This is a genomic window from Dokdonella sp. (assembly GCF_036518555.1).
Taxonomy (GTDB): domain Bacteria; phylum Pseudomonadota; class Gammaproteobacteria; order Xanthomonadales; family Rhodanobacteraceae; genus Dokdonella_A.
The window spans coordinates 1-18,663 of record NZ_DATDMY010000288.1; the positions used below are offsets into that span (position 1 = coordinate 1).

12 protein-coding genes and 3 tRNA genes are annotated in these 18,663 nt (G+C 69.0%); 11 read left to right on the forward strand and 4 right to left on the reverse strand.

The window, feature by feature from the left end; translation table 11 throughout:
* On the forward strand, positions 1-1,620 hold a 1,620-nt coding region (locus VI238_RS15635), incomplete at its 5' end, for a DUF885 domain-containing protein (RefSeq protein ID WP_331653021.1).
* A gap of 240 nt (positions 1,621-1,860) precedes the next feature.
* Here VI238_RS15635 and VI238_RS15640 read toward each other — a convergent pair.
* Positions 1,861-2,316 carry a DUF4399 domain-containing protein gene (locus VI238_RS15640; protein WP_331653023.1) on the reverse strand — a complete coding sequence of 152 codons (456 nt, stop codon included), beginning with the start codon at positions 2,314-2,316 and terminating at the stop codon, positions 1,861-1,863.
* 114 nt (positions 2,317-2,430) lie between these two features.
* Between VI238_RS15640 and VI238_RS15645 the strand changes: the two genes are divergently transcribed.
* The 7 genes from VI238_RS15645 (at position 2,431) to VI238_RS15675 (ending at position 10,039) form a co-directional block, all read left to right on the forward strand.
* Positions 2,431-4,239, forward strand: coding sequence for an ABC transporter ATP-binding protein/permease (locus VI238_RS15645; RefSeq protein WP_331653025.1), 1,809 nt, complete (start codon positions 2,431-2,433; stop codon positions 4,237-4,239).
* A 124-nt stretch (positions 4,240-4,363) separates the two neighbouring features.
* Positions 4,364-5,461, forward strand: a complete 1,098-nt coding sequence (locus VI238_RS15650; protein ID WP_331653027.1) for a hypothetical protein — start codon at positions 4,364-4,366, stop codon at positions 5,459-5,461.
* Positions 5,462-5,499: 38 nt separating this feature from the next.
* A tRNA-Ala gene (locus VI238_RS15655) sits at positions 5,500-5,575 on the forward strand.
* A gap of 20 nt (positions 5,576-5,595) precedes the next feature.
* Positions 5,596-5,671: transfer RNA gene (locus tag VI238_RS15660), tRNA-Glu, on the forward strand.
* 61 nt (positions 5,672-5,732) lie between these two features.
* A tRNA-Asp gene (locus VI238_RS15665) sits at positions 5,733-5,809 on the forward strand.
* A gap of 226 nt (positions 5,810-6,035) precedes the next feature.
* On the forward strand, positions 6,036-8,213 hold the full coding sequence (katG, locus tag VI238_RS15670) for a catalase/peroxidase HPI (protein WP_331653029.1): 2,178 nt from the start codon (positions 6,036-6,038) through the stop codon (positions 8,211-8,213).
* Between the two features lie 155 nt (positions 8,214-8,368).
* On the forward strand, positions 8,369-10,039 hold the full coding sequence (locus VI238_RS15675) for a SulP family inorganic anion transporter (RefSeq protein WP_331653031.1): 1,671 nt from the start codon (positions 8,369-8,371) through the stop codon (positions 10,037-10,039).
* A gap of 2 nt (positions 10,040-10,041) precedes the next feature.
* Here the strand turns inward: VI238_RS15675 and VI238_RS15680 are convergent, their stop codons facing one another.
* The 3 genes from VI238_RS15680 to VI238_RS15690 form a co-directional block, all read right to left on the reverse strand.
* Positions 10,042-11,697: a fibronectin type III domain-containing protein gene (locus VI238_RS15680; protein WP_331653033.1), complete on the reverse strand. Its 1,656-nt coding sequence runs from the start codon at positions 11,695-11,697 to the stop codon at positions 10,042-10,044.
* Positions 11,698-11,844: 147 nt separating this feature from the next.
* Positions 11,845-12,327: a DUF1249 domain-containing protein gene (locus VI238_RS15685; protein ID WP_331653035.1), complete on the reverse strand. Its 483-nt coding sequence runs from the start codon at positions 12,325-12,327 to the stop codon at positions 11,845-11,847.
* 138 nt (positions 12,328-12,465) lie between these two features.
* On the reverse strand, positions 12,466-13,764 hold the full coding sequence (locus VI238_RS15690) for a hypothetical protein (protein WP_331653037.1): 1,299 nt from the start codon (positions 13,762-13,764) through the stop codon (positions 12,466-12,468).
* Between the two features lie 199 nt (positions 13,765-13,963).
* On the opposite strand from VI238_RS15690, the gene VI238_RS15695 reads away from it, so the two are divergent.
* The 3 genes from VI238_RS15695 to VI238_RS15705 form a co-directional block, all read left to right on the forward strand.
* Positions 13,964-14,893 carry a DUF6689 family protein gene (locus VI238_RS15695; protein ID WP_331653039.1) on the forward strand — a complete coding sequence of 310 codons (930 nt, stop codon included), beginning with the start codon at positions 13,964-13,966 and terminating at the stop codon, positions 14,891-14,893.
* Between the two features lie 10 nt (positions 14,894-14,903).
* Positions 14,904-15,830 (forward strand): FHA domain-containing protein, encoded by a 927-nt coding sequence (locus VI238_RS15700; protein ID WP_331653041.1) that lies wholly within the window; start codon positions 14,904-14,906, stop codon positions 15,828-15,830.
* On the forward strand, positions 15,827-18,663 hold a 2,837-nt coding region (locus VI238_RS15705; protein WP_331653043.1), incomplete at its 3' end, for a protein kinase domain-containing protein. The genes VI238_RS15700 and VI238_RS15705, both read left to right, overlap by 4 nt.

An 18,663-nucleotide genomic window follows, 5' to 3' on the forward strand; every position in this document is an offset into this window, starting at 1 on the left:
ACGACGGTCGGCGACCATCGCCACGACGCCGAACTCGACGACCTCGGCGCGGACGGGTTGCGCCGCTCGCTCGAATTCTCGCGCGGCATGCTCGCCGACCTCGAGAAGATCGATCGCTCCGCGCTCTCGCGCGAGAACCAGGTCGACTACGGCATGCTGCGCAACCAGCTGCGATCGGACATCTTCGCCAACGAAACCCTGCGCAGCTGGGCGTGGGACCCGACGTACTACAGCCAGCTCGCGGGCGGCGCGTTGTACGGTCTCATGGCGCGCGACTTCGCGCCGCTGCCGGACCGACTGCGCGCGGCGACCGCGCGCATGGAGAAGCTGCCGGCGCTGTTCGCGCAGATGCGCGCGAATCTCGACCCTGCGCGCGTGCCGAAGGTGCACGCGCAGACCGTTTCCAGGCAGAACAAGGGCGTGCTCAGCCTCGTCGACGGCCTCATCCTGCCGCACGCGAAGGAGCTTCCCGACGCCGACCGCGAGCGCCTCGAGGCCGCGGCGGCGAAGTTGCGCAAGGCCGTCGAGGAGCAGCAACGCTGGCTCGACACCGAACTCGTGCCGAACGCGAAAGGCGACTTCCGCATCGGCGCGCAGCTGTACGATGCGAAGCTCGCGTTCGCGCTCAATTCGCCGCTCACGCGGCAGGAGATCCGCGCGCGCGCCGAAGCCGCGCTGAAGGGCACGCGCGAACAGATGTACGCGATCGCGCGCGTGGTCCTCGCAGGCAAACGCAAGGCGCCTGCGCTGCCGGAGCATCCGACCGACGCGCAGCAGCAGAAGGCGATCCAGGCCGCGCTCGAACTCGCCTACAAGGATCGCCCCGCTCGCGAGAAGGTGCTGCCGACCGCCGAAGAAGCGCTCGCGAAGGCGACCGCGTTCGTGCGCGAGAAGGGCATCGTCTCGCTGCCCGACGCACCGGTGAAGATCATCACGATGCCCGAGTTCCAGCGCGGCGTCGCGCTCGCCTACTGCGACCCGCCGGGGCCGCTCGACAAGGGGCTCGACACGTTCTACGCGGTGTCGCCGATCCCTACCGACTGGTCGAAGAAGCAGGTCGATTCGTTCCTGCGCGAGTACAACACGCGCTCGATCCACGAGCTGACGATCCACGAGGCGATGCCCGGGCATTACCTGCAGCTGTGGCATTCCAACAAGTACCCATCGACCCTGCGCGCGGTGCTGTACTCGGGCGCGTTCGTCGAGGGCTGGGCCGTCTATGCCGAAAAGGTCATGGCCGAGGAAGGCTATCTCGACCGCGATCCGTTGTATCGTCTCGTTCACCTCAAGTGGGACCTGCGCGTGATCGCCAACGCGATCCTCGACCAGGCGATCCATGTCGACGGCATGAGCCGCACGCAAGCGATGAAGCTCATGACCGTGGACACGTTCCAGGAGGAACGCGAGGCCGCGGGCAAATGGACGCGCGCGCAACTGACGTCGGCGCAGCTACCGACCTACTTCGTCGGCTGGCAGGAGCACCTCGACCTGCGCAAGGAGGCCGAGCAGAAGGCCGGAGCCGCGTTCGACCTGCGCGCGTACCACGACAAACTGCTCTCGTTCGGCTCGCCACCCGTGCGCTACGCGCGCGAACTCATGCTCGACCTGCCGATCGACTGATCGGCTCGTCGAGACCAAGCAACAGCCTGAAACACGAAGCACACCGAGCACACGAAGAGGATCAAGATCCTTTCTCGAGATGCTCCGTGCTTTTACGCGTTGCGTCGGAAAGAACGGTAAAAGCCTGAAACACGGAGCACGCAGGGCACACGGAAGAAAAAACCAGAATCCCTCTTTGGCCTTCTTCGTGTGCTCGGCGTGCTTGTGTTTCAATCCTTTACGCGTGTTGCCCTGCCAACCTCACTTCACGTGCACGGTGATCTTCGGCGACACGATCGGCGGATCGAACTGCACGTGGCGCGCGTCGGCGAAATCCAGCTGCAGCGTGTGCGTGCCCGGCTCGAGCTGGATCGTGTCCCCGGTCTGGCCCTTGCCGTAGTGCTTGTGGGTCGCATCGTTCGGGATCGGGGCCTCAGGCGGCGGCAGCGCCTTGCCGTCGATGAGGAGGTGATGATGGCCCGTCCCCGGCTTGCCTTCGGCCGCGGGCGCGATCGCGATGCCCTCCACGCCGAACCTGACCTCCACGTCGCGCCCGACCGTCGCACCGTCCTTGGGCTCGACGAAGAACACGCGCGCGCCCTTCGGCGCCGGCTCGCGCGCGAGCGTCGATGCCGCGGGGTCGGCCGCGCGGGTCGACGGCACGAGGGCGACGGCGAGCATCAGGGCCGCTCCGGAGAGAATGATTCGACGTTGCATGGTCCGCTCCTGCAATCCCGGGAAGCGGGATCATAGCGCCGCTGCTACCCTGCATTGCCCAGCGACGGCCTCGCCCCCATGTGGGGCGTTCAGCGCATCCTCAGCACGGACCCCATGACCGAACCCCGATCCGCGAGCACGTTCTCGATCCTGCGCCGTCTGTGGCCGGACGTCTGGCGCTATCGCGTGCGCGTCGGCGCCGCGCTGCTGTTCCTCGTCGCGGCCAAGCTCGCCAATGTCGGCGTGCCGCTCGTCATGCAGCGCCTGATCGATTCGCTCGATCTCGCACCGAAGCCGCTGCTGATCCCGCTGCTCCTGCTCATGGCCTACGGTGCCCTGCGCCTGTCGAGTTCGATGTTCCAGGAATTGCGCCAGATCGTGTTCGCGCGCGTGCTCGCGCGCACGTCGCGCAACATCACCCTGCGCGTGTTCGAGCACCTGCACGCGCTGTCGCTGCGCTTCCACCTCGACCGGCGCACCGGTGGCGTCTCGCGCGACGTCGAGCGCGGCATGACCGCAACCTCCGACCTGCTCGACTGGACCATCTACACGATCCTGCCGACCCTGCTCGAAGTCGCGCTCGTCTGCGGCATCCTTATCACGCGTTTCGACTGGACTTTCGCCGCGATCACGCTCGGCACCCTGGTCGCCTACGTCGCCTTCACGTTTTCGATCACCGAGTGGCGGATGCGCTACTACCGCGCCGCGAACGCCGCCGACACCGAGGCGAACGAGCGCGCGGTCGACTCGCTGCTCAACTACGAGACCGTGAAGTACTTCGGCAACGAGCGACACGAGTTCGGCCGCTACGACGCGAGCCTGGTCAAGCTCGAGGAAGCGACCGTCAAGAGCCTGAAGACCCTCGCGGTGCTCAACGTCGGCCAGGCCACGATCGTCGCGCTCGGCCTCACCCTGCTGCTCTGGCGCGCCGCGAGCGGCGTGGTCGCCGGCACGATGACGCTCGGCGACTTCGTGCTCGTCAATGCGTTCCTGATCCAGCTTTCGATACCGCTCAACTACCTCGGCATGGTCTATCGCGAGGTGAAGCAGGCGCTCACGAACATCGAGCGCATGTTCGTCCTGCTGGCCGAGGTGCGCGAGGTCGAGGACGCGCCCGGTGCGCCGCCGCTCGCGGTGACCGGCGGCGAGGTGCGCTTCGAGCACGTCGACTTCCATTACTCGCCGGATCGGCCGATCCTCGCCGACGTCGACTTCCGCATCCCCGCGGGCCATACCCTCGCCGTGGTCGGCACGACCGGCGCCGGCAAATCGACGCTCGCACGGCTGCTGTTCCGCTTCTACGACGCGAGCGCGGGGCGCATCACGATCGACGGGCAGGATATCCGCGCGGTTTCGCAGCAGTCGCTGCGCGCCGCGATCGGCATCGTCCCGCAGGACACGGTGCTGTTCAACGACTCGATCTACTACAACATCGCCTACGGCCGCCCCGACGTGACGCGCGAGGAAGTGATCGCGGCAGCGAAGGCCGCCCACATCCACGGCTTCATCGAGTCGCTGCCGCAGGGCTACGACACGGGCGTCGGCGAGCGCGGCCTCAAGCTCTCCGGCGGCGAGAAGCAGCGCGTCGCGATCGCGCGCACGCTGCTCAAGAATCCGGCGATCCTCGTCTTCGACGAGGCGACCAGTGCGCTCGATACGCGCACCGAGAAGATCATCCAGGGCGAGCTCGACGGCATCGCGCGCGGCCGCACGACGCTCGTGATTGCGCATCGGCTGTCGACGATCGTCGATGCCGACCAGATCCTCGTGCTCGAGCACGGCCGGGTGGTCGAGCGCGGCAGCCACGACGAACTGCTCGCGCTCGGCGGACGCTATGCCCAATTGTGGACGATGCAGCAGCGTGAGCGCAGCCGCGCGGTCGAAGCCCCGACCGAGGCCGCCACGGAAGCCGTCCAAGCCTGACACTGACCGTCAGATTCGCGCCAGTCGATGAGGAATGGCGCACACTTCCCGGACGAGGCCGTGTACATTGACGCAGGCATGGTCCTTGCTACCTCCGACGTGCTCGCTCTACGGGAAGCCACCCTTGAACACTCCGAAGCTCCATACCGTGTGCGTCGTCGGCGCGCCCGCCGACGTCAGCGCCCGCATCCATGCACACCTCGACGACCAGCGCACGCGGCTGGACGCCCGCTGGCGCGTCGGCGACTACGTCAACGCGGACCTGCTGCTCATCGAAACGGATTCCGTGTACGGGCACATGGACTGGCTCAAGGCGCAGGGCAGCGGCCGCCTCGTCGCGGCGCTTACCGCTACCCCGGAGTCGTACGATTTCGCGGTGCGCACGCCGGTCGACGCCGCCGGGCTCGTCGCAACCCTCAATCGGGTCGGCGCCCACCTCGCCGGCGATCCGGTCGCTGCACCGGCGCCCGAGAAGGCCGAAGCGGCCGCCGCGCCGGCCGCACCGCCACCGGCTGCGCAGGTTGCGCCCGTGCCGGCAAGGCCTGCCGCGCAGGCGAGCGTGCCACCGCGGACCGCGTCTCCGGCCGCTGCAGCGCCCGCGACGCGCGCACCGAACGCACCTGCGCCGCATCATGGTTATACGCCCGTCGAGCACGGCCGCACGCTGCATCTGATCGACCTGCTCGGCCAGAATTCGCCCTTTCCCGGCCGTCTCCACCTGCAGGCCGAAGGCCTGCCCGACCTGTTCATCGACACGCATGAGCAGACGTGGCGCTCCGCCGGCAATCTCAAGGCAATCACGCCCTGGTGCACGCGTACGATCGGCCACGGCGAGATCCAGGTGACCGGCGAGGCCGAGTTCGGCCGGCAGGCGGGCGCCCTCGCCGCACAGCCGTTCCCCCGCCTCAAATGGCTCGTGCATCTCGTGCGCAACGAGGGCGAGCTCGAAGCCGGCCTCGATGCGCGCGGCCATTACAAGCTTTCGCGCTGGCCGCAGAGCGAGCGCGAGTTCCCGAAACACTTCCGCATCGCCACCGTGATGCTCAAGCAGGCGGCGACGGTCGAGGAGATCGCCGCGCAGAGCGGCGCGAGCGCCGCCGACGTCGCCAACTTCATCAACGCCTACAATGCGGTGGGTTACATCGAGAGCGAAGCGCCGGCGGCGGATGCGCGCGGCGGCGGCCTGTTCGGTCGCGCGAAAAAAACCACCGCGATGAGTTGACGAACGCGCGATCGCCCACTATTCTCTCGCGCTCTCTCGGGGCCATAGCTCAGCTGGGAGAGCGCTACAATGGCATTGTAGAGGTCGCCGGTTCGATCCCGGCTGGCTCCACCAGACAGGTTCGGTTTTCCAGCGTCCCCATCGTCTAGAGGCCTAGGACACCGCCCTTTCACGGCAGTAACAGGGGTTCGAATCCCCTTGGGGACGCCATGAAGTGAAGGGCGACACGGAGTGCATACGCACAGGACGTGCGCGAGTTGCAGAAAAATGCGGAGCGGTAGTTCAGCTGGTTAGAATGCTGGCCTGTCACGCCGGAGGTCGCGGGTTCGAGTCCCGTCCGCTCCGCCACTTCTTCTCGAGAAACCCCGCAGAAATGCGGGGTTTTTTCGTTTTGCGCCCCTCGGTCCCATCATGCGCACGCGCGGCGCCGCCGTTGCTGCGTGCGCGCTGCGAACGCGGTGGTCGGCGCGCGGCTGCCGATACGCGTGCTCGATGAGGATCATCGGAAGAATCGATTTTACCTATCGATCGTACTTCCGCATGCTTCGCTCCGACACCCAGCGCGGAGACGACCATGACAGCCGAATCGCAATGCCCGTTCTCGGGAGCACGCAAGGCGCGCACCAATGCCCAATGGTGGCCGCAGCAGCTCGACCTTTCGGTGCTGCACCAGCACTCGCCGCTGTCCGATCCGATGGTCGCTGACTTCGACTACGCGAAGGCGTTCGCTTCGCTCGACCTCGACGCGGTGATCGCGGACCTGCACGCACTCATGACCGACTCGCAGGCCTGGTGGCCGGCCGACTACGGTCATTACGGCCCGTTGTTCGTCCGCATGGCGTGGCACAGTGCGGGAACCTATCGCATCCACGACGGCCGCGGCGGCGCGAGCGCGGGTGAACAACGGTTCGCGCCGCTCAACAGCTGGCCCGACAACGGCAATCTCGACAAGGCGCGGCGCCTGCTCTGGCCGATCAAGCAGAAGTACGGGCGCAAGCTGTCGTGGGCCGATCTCATGATCCTTGCCGGCAACGTCGCCCTCGAGTCGATGGGCTTCAGGACGTTCGGCTTCGGCGGCGGGCGCAAGGACGTGTGGGAACCCACGATGACCGACTGGGGACCGGAGACGACCTGGCTCGGCGACGAGCGCTACAGCGGCGAGCGCGAACTCGCCGACCCGCTCGGCGCGGTGCAGATGGGCCTCATCTACGTGAACCCCGAAGGACCGAACGGCAAGCCGGACCCGCTCGGCTCCGCGCGCGACATCCGCGAGACGTTCGCACGCATGGCGATGAACGACGAGGAGACCGTGGCGCTCGTCGCCGGCGGCCACACGTTCGGCAAGTGTCACGGCGCCGGCGACGCCCGCCACGTCGGTCGTGAACCGGAAGGCGCGAACATCGAGGAGCTCGGGCTCGGCTGGCGCTGCAGCTTCGAGAGCGGCGTCGGCGCGCACGCGATCACGAGCGGTCTCGAGGGCGCGTGGACGCCGAATCCGACGAAGTGGGACAACGGCTATTTCGAAACGCTGTTCGGCTACGAGTGGGAGCTCACGAAGAGTCCCGCGGGCGCCCACCAGTGGAAGCCGAAAGGCGGCGCCGGCGCGAACACCGTCCCCGATGCGCACGATCCGCGTCGACGCCATGCGCCGATGATGACGACCGCGGATCTCGCCCTGCGCTTCGATCCCGCCTACGAGAAGATTTCGCGCCGCTACATGGCCAATCCGGCCGAATTCGCCGACGCGTTCGCGCGCGCATGGTTCAAGCTCACGCATCGCGACATGGGGCCGAAGGCGCGCTATCTCGGCAAGCTCGTGCCGGAAGAGGCGCTGATCTGGCAGGACCCGGTCCCCGCCGTCGACCATCCGCTCGTCGACGAGGACGACATCGCCGCATTGAAATCGAAGCTGCTCGCTTCGGGCCTGAGCATCCCGCAACTCGTGGGAACGGCGTGGGCGTCGGCTTCGACGTTCCGCGCGAGCGATGCGCGCGGTGGCGCGAACGGCGCCCGCATCCGACTTGCACCGCAGAAGGACTGGGCAGTGAACCAGCCCGCCGAACTCGCGAAGACCCTCGCGGCGATCGAGGCCGTGCAGGGCGGGTTCAATGCCTCGCAGACCGGCGGCAAGAAGGTGTCGCTCGCCGACCTCGTCGTGCTCGGCGGGTGCGCCGCGATCGAAGCGGCGGCGAAGAGGGCCGGCTACGAGGTGACCGTCCCGTTCACGCCGGGGCGGACGGACGCGAGCATCGAGCAGACCGACGTCGCATCGTTCGCGGTCCTGGAGCCGGTCGCCGACGGATTCCGCAATTACGTACGCGAAGGCTTCGAAGGCGCTGCGGCGCACCTGCTCGTCGACAAGGCCAACCTGCTGGCGCTCAGCGCACCCGAGATGACGGTACTCGTCGGCGGCCTGCGCGCGCTCGACGCGAATGCGGGACACCGTTCCGAAGGCGTACTCACGCAGCGCCCGGGCACGCTCACGAACGACTTCTTCGTCAACCTGCTCGACATGCGCACGGTGTGGAAGCCGCTCGAGGGGAAACCCGGTACGTTCGAAGGCCGCGACCGAACGAGCGGCGAGTCGAGATGGACCGCAACGATCGCCGACCTCGTGTTCGGCTCCAATGCGCAGCTGCGCGCGCTCGCCGAGGTCTACGCATCGGGTGATGGCGACGAGTCGTTCATTCCGGCCTTCATCGCTGCCTGGAACAAGGTCATGAACCTCGACCGCTTCGACGTGCGCACGTAGCGCGCGACGCGCGCGCGACCCGCCCGTCCGACGCGCGCGGGCGGGTCGTTGCGCGAAGCGCGTCCGCTCGCGCCGGTCGGCCAGCCACGTATACTCGCGCGACGCCGATCCGGATGTCTCGCCGGTACCGGCCTATCCAACGGGTCGGGTCACGCATGCCGGTCGATCGACGCGTCATCGCGCTGTACGTTCCCAAGCTCTTCACGCTGCTCCGGAGCGGCTACGGCGTCGCCGACTTCCGGCGCGACGCGCTCGCCGGGCTGACCGTTTCGATCGTCGCGCTGCCGTTGTCGATGGCGCTCGCGATCGCTTCGGGAGCGAGTCCCGACAAGGGCCTGCATACCGCGATCATCGCCGGATTCCTGGTCTCCCTGCTCGGTGGTTCGCGCGTGCAGATCGGCGGCCCGACCGCGGCGTTCGTGCCGGTCGTGTTCAACGTGATCGAGAAATTCGGCTACGGTGGCCTCATCCTCTGCACGCTGCTCGCGGGTCTCATGCTCGTCGCGGCAGGCATCCTGCGCATCGGTACGCTGCTCAAATACATCCCGAAACCGGTCATCACCGGATTCACGGCCGGCATCGCCGTCAGCATCTTCTCCAGCCAGGTGAAGGACCTGCTCGGATTGCGCGTCGACAAGGTGCCGGGCGAGTTCTTCGCGCGCTGGGAAACCTACTTCCATGCGGCCGCGAGCTGGACTCCCGCCGCCGCCATGCTCGCGATCGCAACGGTCGCATTCATCGTGCTGCTGCGGCGCTGGCGCCCCGCCCTGCCCGGATTCCTCATCAGCGTCGTGCTCGGCGTCGCGCTCGTCTGGATGTTGCATCCGGCGATCGAGACGATCGGCTCGCGCTTCGGTGCGATCCCGGACGCGCTGCCTACGTTCGCGATCCCGCACATCCCGTTCGAACGCACGGTGGAGCTGTTCCCGAGTTCGTTCACGATCGCGTTCCTTGCCGGCGTCGAGTCGCTGCTGTCCGCGGTCGTCGCCGACGGCATGATCGGCGGTCGCCACCGCTCCAATTGCGAACTCGTCGCGCAAGGCGTCGCCAACGCGGCGTCGGCGCTGTTCGGCGGCCTGCCGGCCACGGGTGCGCTCGCGCGCACGGCGACCAACGTGCGTGCCGGCGCACGCACGCCGATCGCCGGCATGATGCACGCGGTGTTCCTGCTCGCCTTCATGCTCGCGCTCGCGCCGCTGATGGCCTACGTGCCGCTCGCGACGCTCGCGGCGATCCTCGTCGTCGTCGCGTGGAACATGGCCGAGATCGAAAGCTTCCGCCACCTGATGAGCGGACCGGTCGGCGACCGCGTCGTGCTGCTGCTCACGTTCGCGCTCACCGTCGTGTTCGACCTCACGGTCGCGATCGAAGTCGGCATCGTGCTCGCGGCATTCCTGTTCATGCATCGCATGAGCGAAGTGGTCGCGGTGGAATCGAACGTGTCGCTGATCGACGAGGACAAGGCCGACGATCCCGCGCTCGACGACCAGCGCTCCCAGTTGCCGCCCGGCGTCGAGGCATTCCAGATTTCCGGCCCGCTGTTCTTCGCCGTCGCGAACCGGCTCGACGACGTATTGAACCAGTTTCCGAAACCACCGCGCACGTTCATCCTGCGCATGCGCCTCGTGCCGCTCATCGATGCGTCGGGCGTGACCGCGCTGAACCAGATGATCGAGCGCTGCCGCCGCCGCGGGATCGCGGTGATCCTGTCCGGCTTGCGCGAGCAGCCCGCGCGCATCCTCGCCCAGATGGGCGTCGTCGAGGATGGCGACGCGTTGCGTTTCGCGACCGACTTCCAGCACGCGCTGCGCCTCGCGCGCGCCTGAACTCAGGCATCGAAACCGTCGCCGAAGATCGGATCGGCGGCGAACGGCAGCACGAACGCACCGTGAGCGGGCGCGCTGCCCGCATACGCCGTGTCGACGGCGCGCACGCGCCAGCTGTAGCTGCCCGGCGGCAGGTTCGTCATCGTCCAGTGCGTCGCCGCGTTGAGCGCGCCCGGCTGCGGCAGGCGCGTCGGTGCAGGCACGAGGTCGCCGTCGCGACGCAGTTCGAGGTCGTAGCCGAGCTGCGATGGCGGCGTGTGATCGTCCGCAGGGGCGCTCCACGACAGCATGACGCCGTCACCCGCGGGACTCGCGAGCAAACCCGCCGGCATCGCGGGCGGCATGTTGCCCGCCTGCGCGAGATTGCGCAGCACGTGCATGCGCGATTCGACGAGGCCGTTGCCGCCCGGGACGAAGAAGGCCCCCGCGACGAGGCAATCGAGGTCGCCGTCGCCGTCGAGGTCGAACCACGTGAACGTCCCGCCGCGGCCGATCGAGCCGATCGGCGCCGGAAGATTCGCACCGAGTGCGGTGAAGGTGCCGGCATCGTTGGCGTAGATCTCGCTACGTCCCTCGATCTTGGTCGCGCCGACGAAGCTCCCGGTCACGAGCACGTCGACGTCGCCGTCGGAATCGTAGTCGGCCCACGTCGCCGCATGGATGTCGAGCCAGTCGCTGCCGGGTGCCTGCACCAGCGTCTCGGGCGTATAGGCGCCCGCATCGTTCGCATAGATGCGCAGCACGGTCGTGAAGCTGCCGTCGGCTTCCTGGATGTTGCCGGCGACGAGGATGTCCTGGTCGCCATCGGCATCGACGTCCGCCGCGTCGGCCAGCCCGTGCTCCACGCGGATCGCGAGCGGATCGGACGCGGAGAATGCGCCGGCGTCGTTGCGATAGAGCCGCACGAAGCCGGTCTCGGTATACGGGTCGACGTTGGCGAGGAACAGGTCGAGGTCGCCGTCGCCGTCATGGTCCGACCACGCGCTCTGCGCATGCACGGTCGGGTCGATCGCGGCGCCGACGTCGGTGAACACGCGCCCGCCGTTGCCGTCGCTGCCGTCGTTGCGCATGAGCGCGGTGCGCCAGGAGAACGTCTCCGCGTCGTAGGTCGACGGGATCAGCAGGTCCTGGTCGCCGTCGTTGTCGAAGTCGACCCAGGTCAGCGAGCGCAGGTCGTAGGCGGACTCGTAGCTGGAGTCTTCGAAATAACCGGGCAGCGGTGCCGCGACGCGCACGAGCGAGCCGGCATCGTTGCGCAGGAGCGCGGTCACGCCTTCGCTCGCGACCGCGAGGTCGACGTCGCCGTCGCCATCGACGTCGCCCCACGCGAGATCCGAAGCGCCGGCGACGATGTCACCGGGAGGGATCTCGGTCGCACTGAAGTTCCAGCGACCGTCGGCGCCTTCGCCGTCGTTGTGCAGGATCACGAGCTTGTCCTCGACGCTCGCGTTGTAGACGACGTGGAATCCGAGCACGGCGAGATCGATGCGGCCGTCACCGTCGACGTCCGCCGGCGCGACCGCGTTGACCCAGAAATCGGCGTCTTCGGGCGTCGTGAAGTACGGATTCGCGGCCGGCGTGACGTCCGCGAACGTGGTTTGCGCCGCGACGGACGAAGCGAACGCGGTGGATGCGATGCACAACAGGTGGACCAACATGGCGGCTCTCCGGAACGTCCCCGGCGGGATACGCGCGCGGGATCGTGTTGTAACGCCGGCGGACCGCTGGGCGTGAGGGGAACGTGGGGGAAAACGCCCAGACGAGCGCGTCGCCGCCGGTCGCGCCCCCGAGCAGGGGACGGACGCTCAGGTCCCCGCGGCGGAGCCGGATGCGGTCGGCTCGAGCGTGCCGATCGAATGACCTTGCTCGGCGAGGTACTCGAGCCAACGATTGAGGAACGAACTCATGCGCACGCGCCGCTGGAAAACGCTGCGCGCGGGCTGCAGCGGGCCGATCGCGCGGATGAGGCGCCGGTCCGCGCGGCAATCGAGCACTTCGGCCATGTGCGCGTCGTGATACATGCGCAACTGCGCGGACGGCGCATGTTCGCCCGTTTCCCGGTCGACGAAGCAATAGGTCAGGTGCAGGTCGAGCGTGTAGCGATGACGCTCGATCACGTCGAGTCGCACGTCGAGGCCGTCGTCGAGCGACGAACGGTAGCGGCCGATCGCGAGATCCTGCGGCGCGAACAGGCGCGCGAGGCGATGATAGTTCTCCGAATACAGCCCCATCAGCCAGGAAAAGCGGCTCGGCAGCAGGGATTGCGGTCGTTCGAGTACGGCGGACATGGATCCATCATAGGCGGGGGGACCGGGCGCGCACAGACTTATGCGGCCGGCCGCGGGACGGGTAAGATGGGGTTCCCCGCCCGGATCGCAACGAGGGGCGCCCGCGGCGCCCCTCGTGGCACATTCATGCGCCGCGTTTCAGTGTCGGCCGCGACCGCCGCCATGGTCGTCGCCGGGACGATCGTCGTTGCCGCCGCCATGGTCGTCACCCGGCGGATCATCGGTTGCGCCGCCGCCATGGTCGTCGCCCGGCGGATCGTCGGTTCCGCCGCCGCCATGCCCGACGCTGTTCGTGGGCGCGCTCGGGAACGTGCCCGACAAGACGATCGTGCCGTCGGACGCGATCGCGATCGAGTGCCCGCGCGGATCGAAATCGAGGTCGACGTGGCCGGGTTCGGGTGGATCGCGGAATTCGATCTCGCCCTCGGTGCCGCCGTCGATGGCGACGACGTCGATCGAACCGCGCTCGACGCCGTCGACGATCAGGGCGTAGGTGCCGGGCAGGAAGTCCTCGAGTTCGACCGAGAACTCGCTGCGCCCGCGTCCATCGTCGAGCACGGCGCGCATCTGCGGTCCATCGTTGGCCGCTTCGAGCTCGAGCACGTAGCGCTCGAACGTGCCGCCCGGGTTCGCCCCGTCGTCACGCCCGGCGCCGTCGAACATGCGGCTGAGGAACACGGTGTTCCCCTGCACGACTTCGACGAGTTGCGCACGCGGATCGAAGTCGAGCAGGACCTTGCCGGGCTCGACGGGGCTGCGGAACTCCACTTCGGCGAACGTGCCGATCGACGCGGCGACGACGTTCAACGTCGCGCGCTCCGTGCCGGCCACGCGCAGCGAGTACGCGCCGACCGGAAGGTCCTCGACCTGCACCTTGAAGTCGGTGCGATCGCCGCGATCCTCGAAGCGCGCCTTGCCGCTGGCCGCGGGCACGACGCCGGTGTTGCCGAGGAACTGGACGATGCGCACGTCGTTCGAGGCGACGTGATCGTCCGACAGCCCGCCCGTGCACGCCTGCGCCGAGGATGCGGTCGCACGCACGAGCTTCGCCGGTGCGGTGCGTTGCCGGCCGTCGTCCGGTTGGAACGTCAGGCTGCCGTGTCCGCAATCGCTGAACGACGCGGTGACCTTGCCCCAATGCGTGCCCGGTGACGACGAGGCGACGTTCGCATCGAGCACCGCGCTCGATCCCTTGATCGGGCCTTTCGCGCGGATCCAGAGCGGCTTGCCCGCCGCATCGCGGGCGAACCAGTAGGCATGCAGTTCGGGACCGGCGGCGCCCGCGACGACCTCGGCGCCGAGGCCGCGCGCGGGCTGCGTCGCGTCGACCCAGAGGCCCGAGAAGGCACGCGTGATCGTGAGCGCATCGACCGGGGCGGAGAACGTGCCTACGGCGAGCGCGAGCGCCGTGGCGAGTGAAGTGAATCGAGCCGACATGAGGGGCCTCCATCGATGGCCATGCGCTGCCGTGTGCAGCGGAGCCATCGTCGCCGCCACGCATGCGACGGCTCAATGAGCGGTTTCACCCATGCGACGTCGCGCCGTGCCCCCAATGCCGCGCGCCGCGAACCGGGCCGTGGGTGTTTCCACCCAGCAGGGACGACGTTCTTCGCCCACGCCCGTTCATCCGGCGCGTATGCCTATCGACGCTGCGGAACAACTGGATTACCTTGCTCGCATCGTGGACACCACCGCACCCCGAACCCGGATCACGCGCCTTCCGCGCCATGCGCTCGCCGCGATGGCGTGCGCTCTGGTCGCGGGCCCGGCATCGGTGCACGCGGGCAGCGTGGTCGTCACGATCATCGACGGTCGCAAGGCACACGCCGACATCGCCCTGCCCGCGCCTGGCGGCGGCAGCTACACCGCGGAGTTCGAGATCGAGTTCGACAATCCGCAGAACCTCACGGTCGCCTGCCTCGGCCTCGATGCGGACGTGCTCGACGCAACGGAGATCGCCGATGTCGAGAGCCGCATGCCGGACGTCGGCAACCAGGTCATCGACGGCGCGTTCCCGGTGCGCGTCACGGTCGAGCCGCCGGTCGGCTGCGGCCTTCAGTTCGACGACGAAGTGCACGTCGAGTACCACACGATCGACCTCGTGTACGCACCGTTCTCGCCCTACCGGCTCATGAAGGCGCCGCTCGGCCTCGGCTTCCACGACGTCACCGGCGCGGTCGTCTCCGGCAGCGTGCGCGCGCGCGGCAGTGGCGGCAGCTTCTCGGAGTTCGTGATCGCCAAGACGCTCGTGCAGGACTACGCGGGCGATGCCGACGCCGGTTACGACGCGCTCGAGGCGCGCATCGACGATCCCGCGATCGGCCTCTCGGCGCAGCTCACGCTGCAGGCCGACCTCGACGTCAGTCGCGCCGCGTTCGACGCCGCAAACTACGCGCAGGCGATCGCCCGCCTCGACGACCTCGACCTGCATTGCGCCGCGCTCGGCGGCCCGGCGCTGCCCAACACCTGGCGCTCGGCGCGCGACCTCGTCAATGCGGAGGGCGAGCTCGTCACGCTCAGCGGCAACATCAAGTTCGCACTGGGACGCCTCGACGGCGTTCCCTGAAGGCAGCGCGATGCCGGCGAAGCTCAGCATCCATCTCCCCGGCCAGGCGGTCGCCGTGCGCCTACTCGGCGAAGGGCGCGATCTCGTGCTCGGACGCGAGCCGGGCGTGGACGTATGCATCGAGCACGATTCGGTCTCGCGCCGCCACGCGATCCTGCGCGGCGACGATCGGGGCTGGCGCATCGCCGACCTCGGATCGAAGAACGGCACGCGCGTCGACGGTGCGAGGACGGCGCAGGCGGATTTGCCGGAGAATGCCTGGTTCGCGCTCGGCGACGTGTTCTGCGAATTCGAGCGCATCGACGCCGAAGGCGAGGCGCGGCTCGCGGCGCGTGCCGCCGAGCGGCGCACGTCGTCTCTCGCCTGGGCCGCACGCCTCGAACAGCGCGAGAAGTCGACCTCGCGCATGATCGGCGACCTCCTGCGCGGCATCGTCGACATCGCCGAATGCGAACGCGGCTTCCTGCTCGCCTACGATGCGAACCGCTCGCTCGTGCTGCGCGCGTGCTACGCGATCCGTCCCGAGGAAATCGACGGGCGTACCTTCTCCGGGAGCCGCAGCGCGGTCGATCGCGCCCTGCTCTACCGCAAGCCGGTATTCACGTCCGACCCCCACGTGCGCGCCTGGCTCGGCGGGCAGCCGAGCGTCGTCGCGCAGGGATTGCGCGCGATCGCATGCCTGCCGATGCTGTATCGCGGCGAAGTGCTCGGCATCGCCTATGCGGACACGAGCGACGAAGCGAAGGTGTTCACCGGACTCGACGCGGAACTGCTCGGCGCCTACGTCGACCGCGCCGCCACCGCGCTCGCGCTCGCCCGGCTCGATGCGGCGCTCGAAGGGGTCTCGTCGCTGCTCGCGGTAGACGGCAAGACGGTCAGCGAAGTCGGCGTCGCGCCGCGCTGGCACTCGGCGACGCCGAAGGAGGCGCGCGCATGACGTCGCCGGGTCGCACCTTCGACGCCGGTGGCGCGGTCGCGAATGCGACCGTCACCGGCCTCATCGCATCGACCGACTTCTCGCCCGGGCAACTCGTCGGCGGTCGCTTCCGCATCGTGCGCCTGCTCGGCATGGGCGGCATGGGCGTGGTCTACCAAGCGCGCGATATCGAACTCGACGTCGACGTCGCGCTGAAGCTGCTGCGCCCCGAGTTCGCGAGCCGGCCGGACGCGTTCGAGCGCTTCCGGCAGGAACTGCTGCTCGCGCGGCAGGTGTCGAGCCCGCACGTGGTCCGCATCCACGATCTCGTCAAGCACGGCGAGCTCTGGCTGATCAGCATGGACTACGTCGCGGGGCGATCGCTCGAGAAGCTGCTCGACGCGGAGGGTGCGCTGGCGCCCGCGGACGCCGTGCGGATCGCGCGCCAGGTCGCGCTCGGACTCTCTGCCGCGCATCATCGCCATGTCGTGCACCGCGACCTCAAGCCCGCGAACGTCCTCATCAACGAGAACGGCGACGCGGCGATCACGGATTTCGGCGTCGCGCGCTCGGCCGGCAGTACCGGCATCACCGGCAGCGGCGTCATCATCGGCACGCCCGAGTACCTCTCGCCCGAGCAGGCGCGCGCCGAAACGATCGACGCTCGCAGCGACCTGTACGCGCTCGGCCTGATCCTGTTCGAAATGCTGACCGGCACGCTGCCGTTCCGCGGCGGCACCCCGGCGGAGATGCTCGCGCAGCGCATCGTGCGCGACCCGCCCCCGGTATCCTCGCTCAAGCCCGAACTCCCCGCGTTCGTCGTGCGGCTGTGCGCGAAGTTGCTCGAGTTGCGACCGGCGCGCCGCTTCCAGAGCGCCGACGACGTCGTGCGCGCGATCGACGGCAAGCGCGTGCCCGGGCTCGGTCGCGCGGGTCGCCGCGTGCTCGCCGCGTGTGCCGCGATGCTCGTACTCGCCTCGGCGGCGATGCTGGTCCTGCACTGGAACGGCATCCGGACGCCTGCGCCCGTCGCGCAGCCCGCCTTCGCGCTCGATCTCGCGTTGCTGCCGCTCTCCGTCGAAGGCGGCGACGCACGCGACGGCGAGCTCGCGACCGGCATCGGCCGCCATCTCGCCGATGTCCTGTCGAGCCTCCCCGGCGGCCGCAACGCGGACTTCGAGCGCGTGCGCCGCGCCCTCGTCGAGCTGCGCTTCGACGCCGCCGCGGCGGCTCGGCACGTGCCGCGCGTGGCCGAAGCTCTCGGTGCACGGCGCGTGCTCGTCGGCAGCATCCGGCGCGAACGCTCGGGAATCACCGTGGAGTTCGCCGTGCGCGACGCCTCCTCGGCAGAGCCTCGCTGGAGCCGCTCGGCGCTCGCGGCCGACGATGCGGCGCTGCCGGCGCGGCTCGTCGAGCTGCAGTCCGCCCTGCTCGCTTACCTCGGCACGCCGGTCGCATCCTCGTCGTGGCCGTCCGCGGCCACGCTGGTCGAACTCGGTCGCCTGCAGGACGCCTCTCCTGCCGCCGACGCGTTCGACGCGACGATGCGCAGGATCGCCGATGCCGACGACGTCTCGCTCTGGTGGTCGCTGCTGCAGCGGCTCGACCGCGACGGCCGCGTCGCCGACGCGAACACGGTCGCGCGTCGCATCGTCGACCTCTATGCGGCCAGCGACGCCGCGATCGCTCGGCGTGCGCGCGCGTACGCGCAGATCGTGACCGGGGACGCGCGCGCCGCGGCCGCGACGCTCGACGCCCTGCATGCCGCCGCCCCCGCCGACCCGACCGTCGCGCTCCTGCTCGCGCGGGCGAACGCCGAGCTCGGCGACTACGACCAGGCGCAGCGATTGCTCGCGCCCGTCGTCGCGGACGATCCGCGCAACATCGATGCCTGGTACGCGCTCGGCAAGTACGCGATCCAGGCCGGCGACGCCAAGCGTGCGGTCGACGACTACCTCGTGCGCGCGCAAGTGCTCGCCAACCGGCTCGACGATCGCCGCATGCGCGCCGACGTCGGCAACGCGCTCGGCATCGGCTACCGTCGTCTCGGCCAGCTCACGCTCGCCGCCGAGCAGCTCGCGCACGCGGAGCAGTTGCGCAGCGACCTCGGCGACCTGCGCGGGCAGGCCGCCACGTTGCGCAACCTCGCCACCGTGCGCTCGATCCAGGGCGACTTCACCGGTGCGCGCGCCGCGCTCGACAAGGCCGCCTCGATCATCGGGCCGCTCGGCGACAGCGGCGCGCTGGCCGACCTCGCCAACGACTCGGGACTGCTGTTCGAGGAACAGGGCGACTATCGCAGCGCGCTCGACGCGTACCGCCGCGCGCTCAGCCTTCGCCAGTCCGGCGGCGACCCGCAGCTGATCGGCGAAAGCCAGGTCAATGTCGGCTTCATCTATTACCAGATCGGCGAGTTCGACAATGCGCAGACCTACTCGGAACAGGCCATGGCGACGTATGCGAAGGTCGACGACCGGGCGGGCGCGGTGCATGCGCAACAGAACCTCGGCATGATCGAAGTCGCACGCGGCGAGTGGAAGGCGGCACGCGCCGCGCAGGAGGCGGGCCTGCGTACCGCCGAGGAACTGCAGATGGCCGAGGAGGCCACGATCGGTCATGCCGCGCTCGCCGAACTCGACGCGCTCGAGGGCGACGCGGCCGCCGCGCTCGAGCAGGCGGCGCACGCCCTCGCCGATTTCGAGAAGCGCGGCGACGTGCGCGGCGCCACCGAGATGAAGCTGGTGGCTGCGGCGACCCATGCCGGCCTCGGCGACTGGCCGGGCGCGGCGCAGGCGCTCGACGGCCTCGATCCGGCGAACGTCGGCAATGGCGAACAGGCGAGCCTGCTGTCGAC

Bases quoted from the DNA above. Each gene is read 5' to 3' on its own strand.
- VI238_RS15640 (WP_331653023.1), bottom strand. From the start codon at position 2,316: ATGCAACGTCGAATCATTCTCTCCGGAGCGGCCCTGATGCTCGCCGTC.
- VI238_RS15695 (WP_331653039.1), top strand. From the start codon at position 13,964: ATGCCTATCGACGCTGCGGAACAACTGGATTACCTTGCTCGCATCGTG.
- katG (WP_331653029.1), top strand. From the start codon at position 6,036: ATGACAGCCGAATCGCAATGCCCGTTCTCGGGAGCACGCAAGGCGCGC.
- VI238_RS15675 (WP_331653031.1), top strand. From the start codon at position 8,369: ATGCCGGTCGATCGACGCGTCATCGCGCTGTACGTTCCCAAGCTCTTC.
- VI238_RS15680 (WP_331653033.1), bottom strand. From the start codon at position 11,697: ATGTTGGTCCACCTGTTGTGCATCGCATCCACCGCGTTCGCTTCGTCC.
- VI238_RS15700 (WP_331653041.1), top strand. From the start codon at position 14,904: ATGCCGGCGAAGCTCAGCATCCATCTCCCCGGCCAGGCGGTCGCCGTG.
- VI238_RS15685 (WP_331653035.1), bottom strand. From the start codon at position 12,327: ATGTCCGCCGTACTCGAACGACCGCAATCCCTGCTGCCGAGCCGCTTT.
- VI238_RS15645 (WP_331653025.1), top strand. From the start codon at position 2,431: ATGACCGAACCCCGATCCGCGAGCACGTTCTCGATCCTGCGCCGTCTG.
- VI238_RS15690 (WP_331653037.1), bottom strand. From the start codon at position 13,764: ATGTCGGCTCGATTCACTTCACTCGCCACGGCGCTCGCGCTCGCCGTA.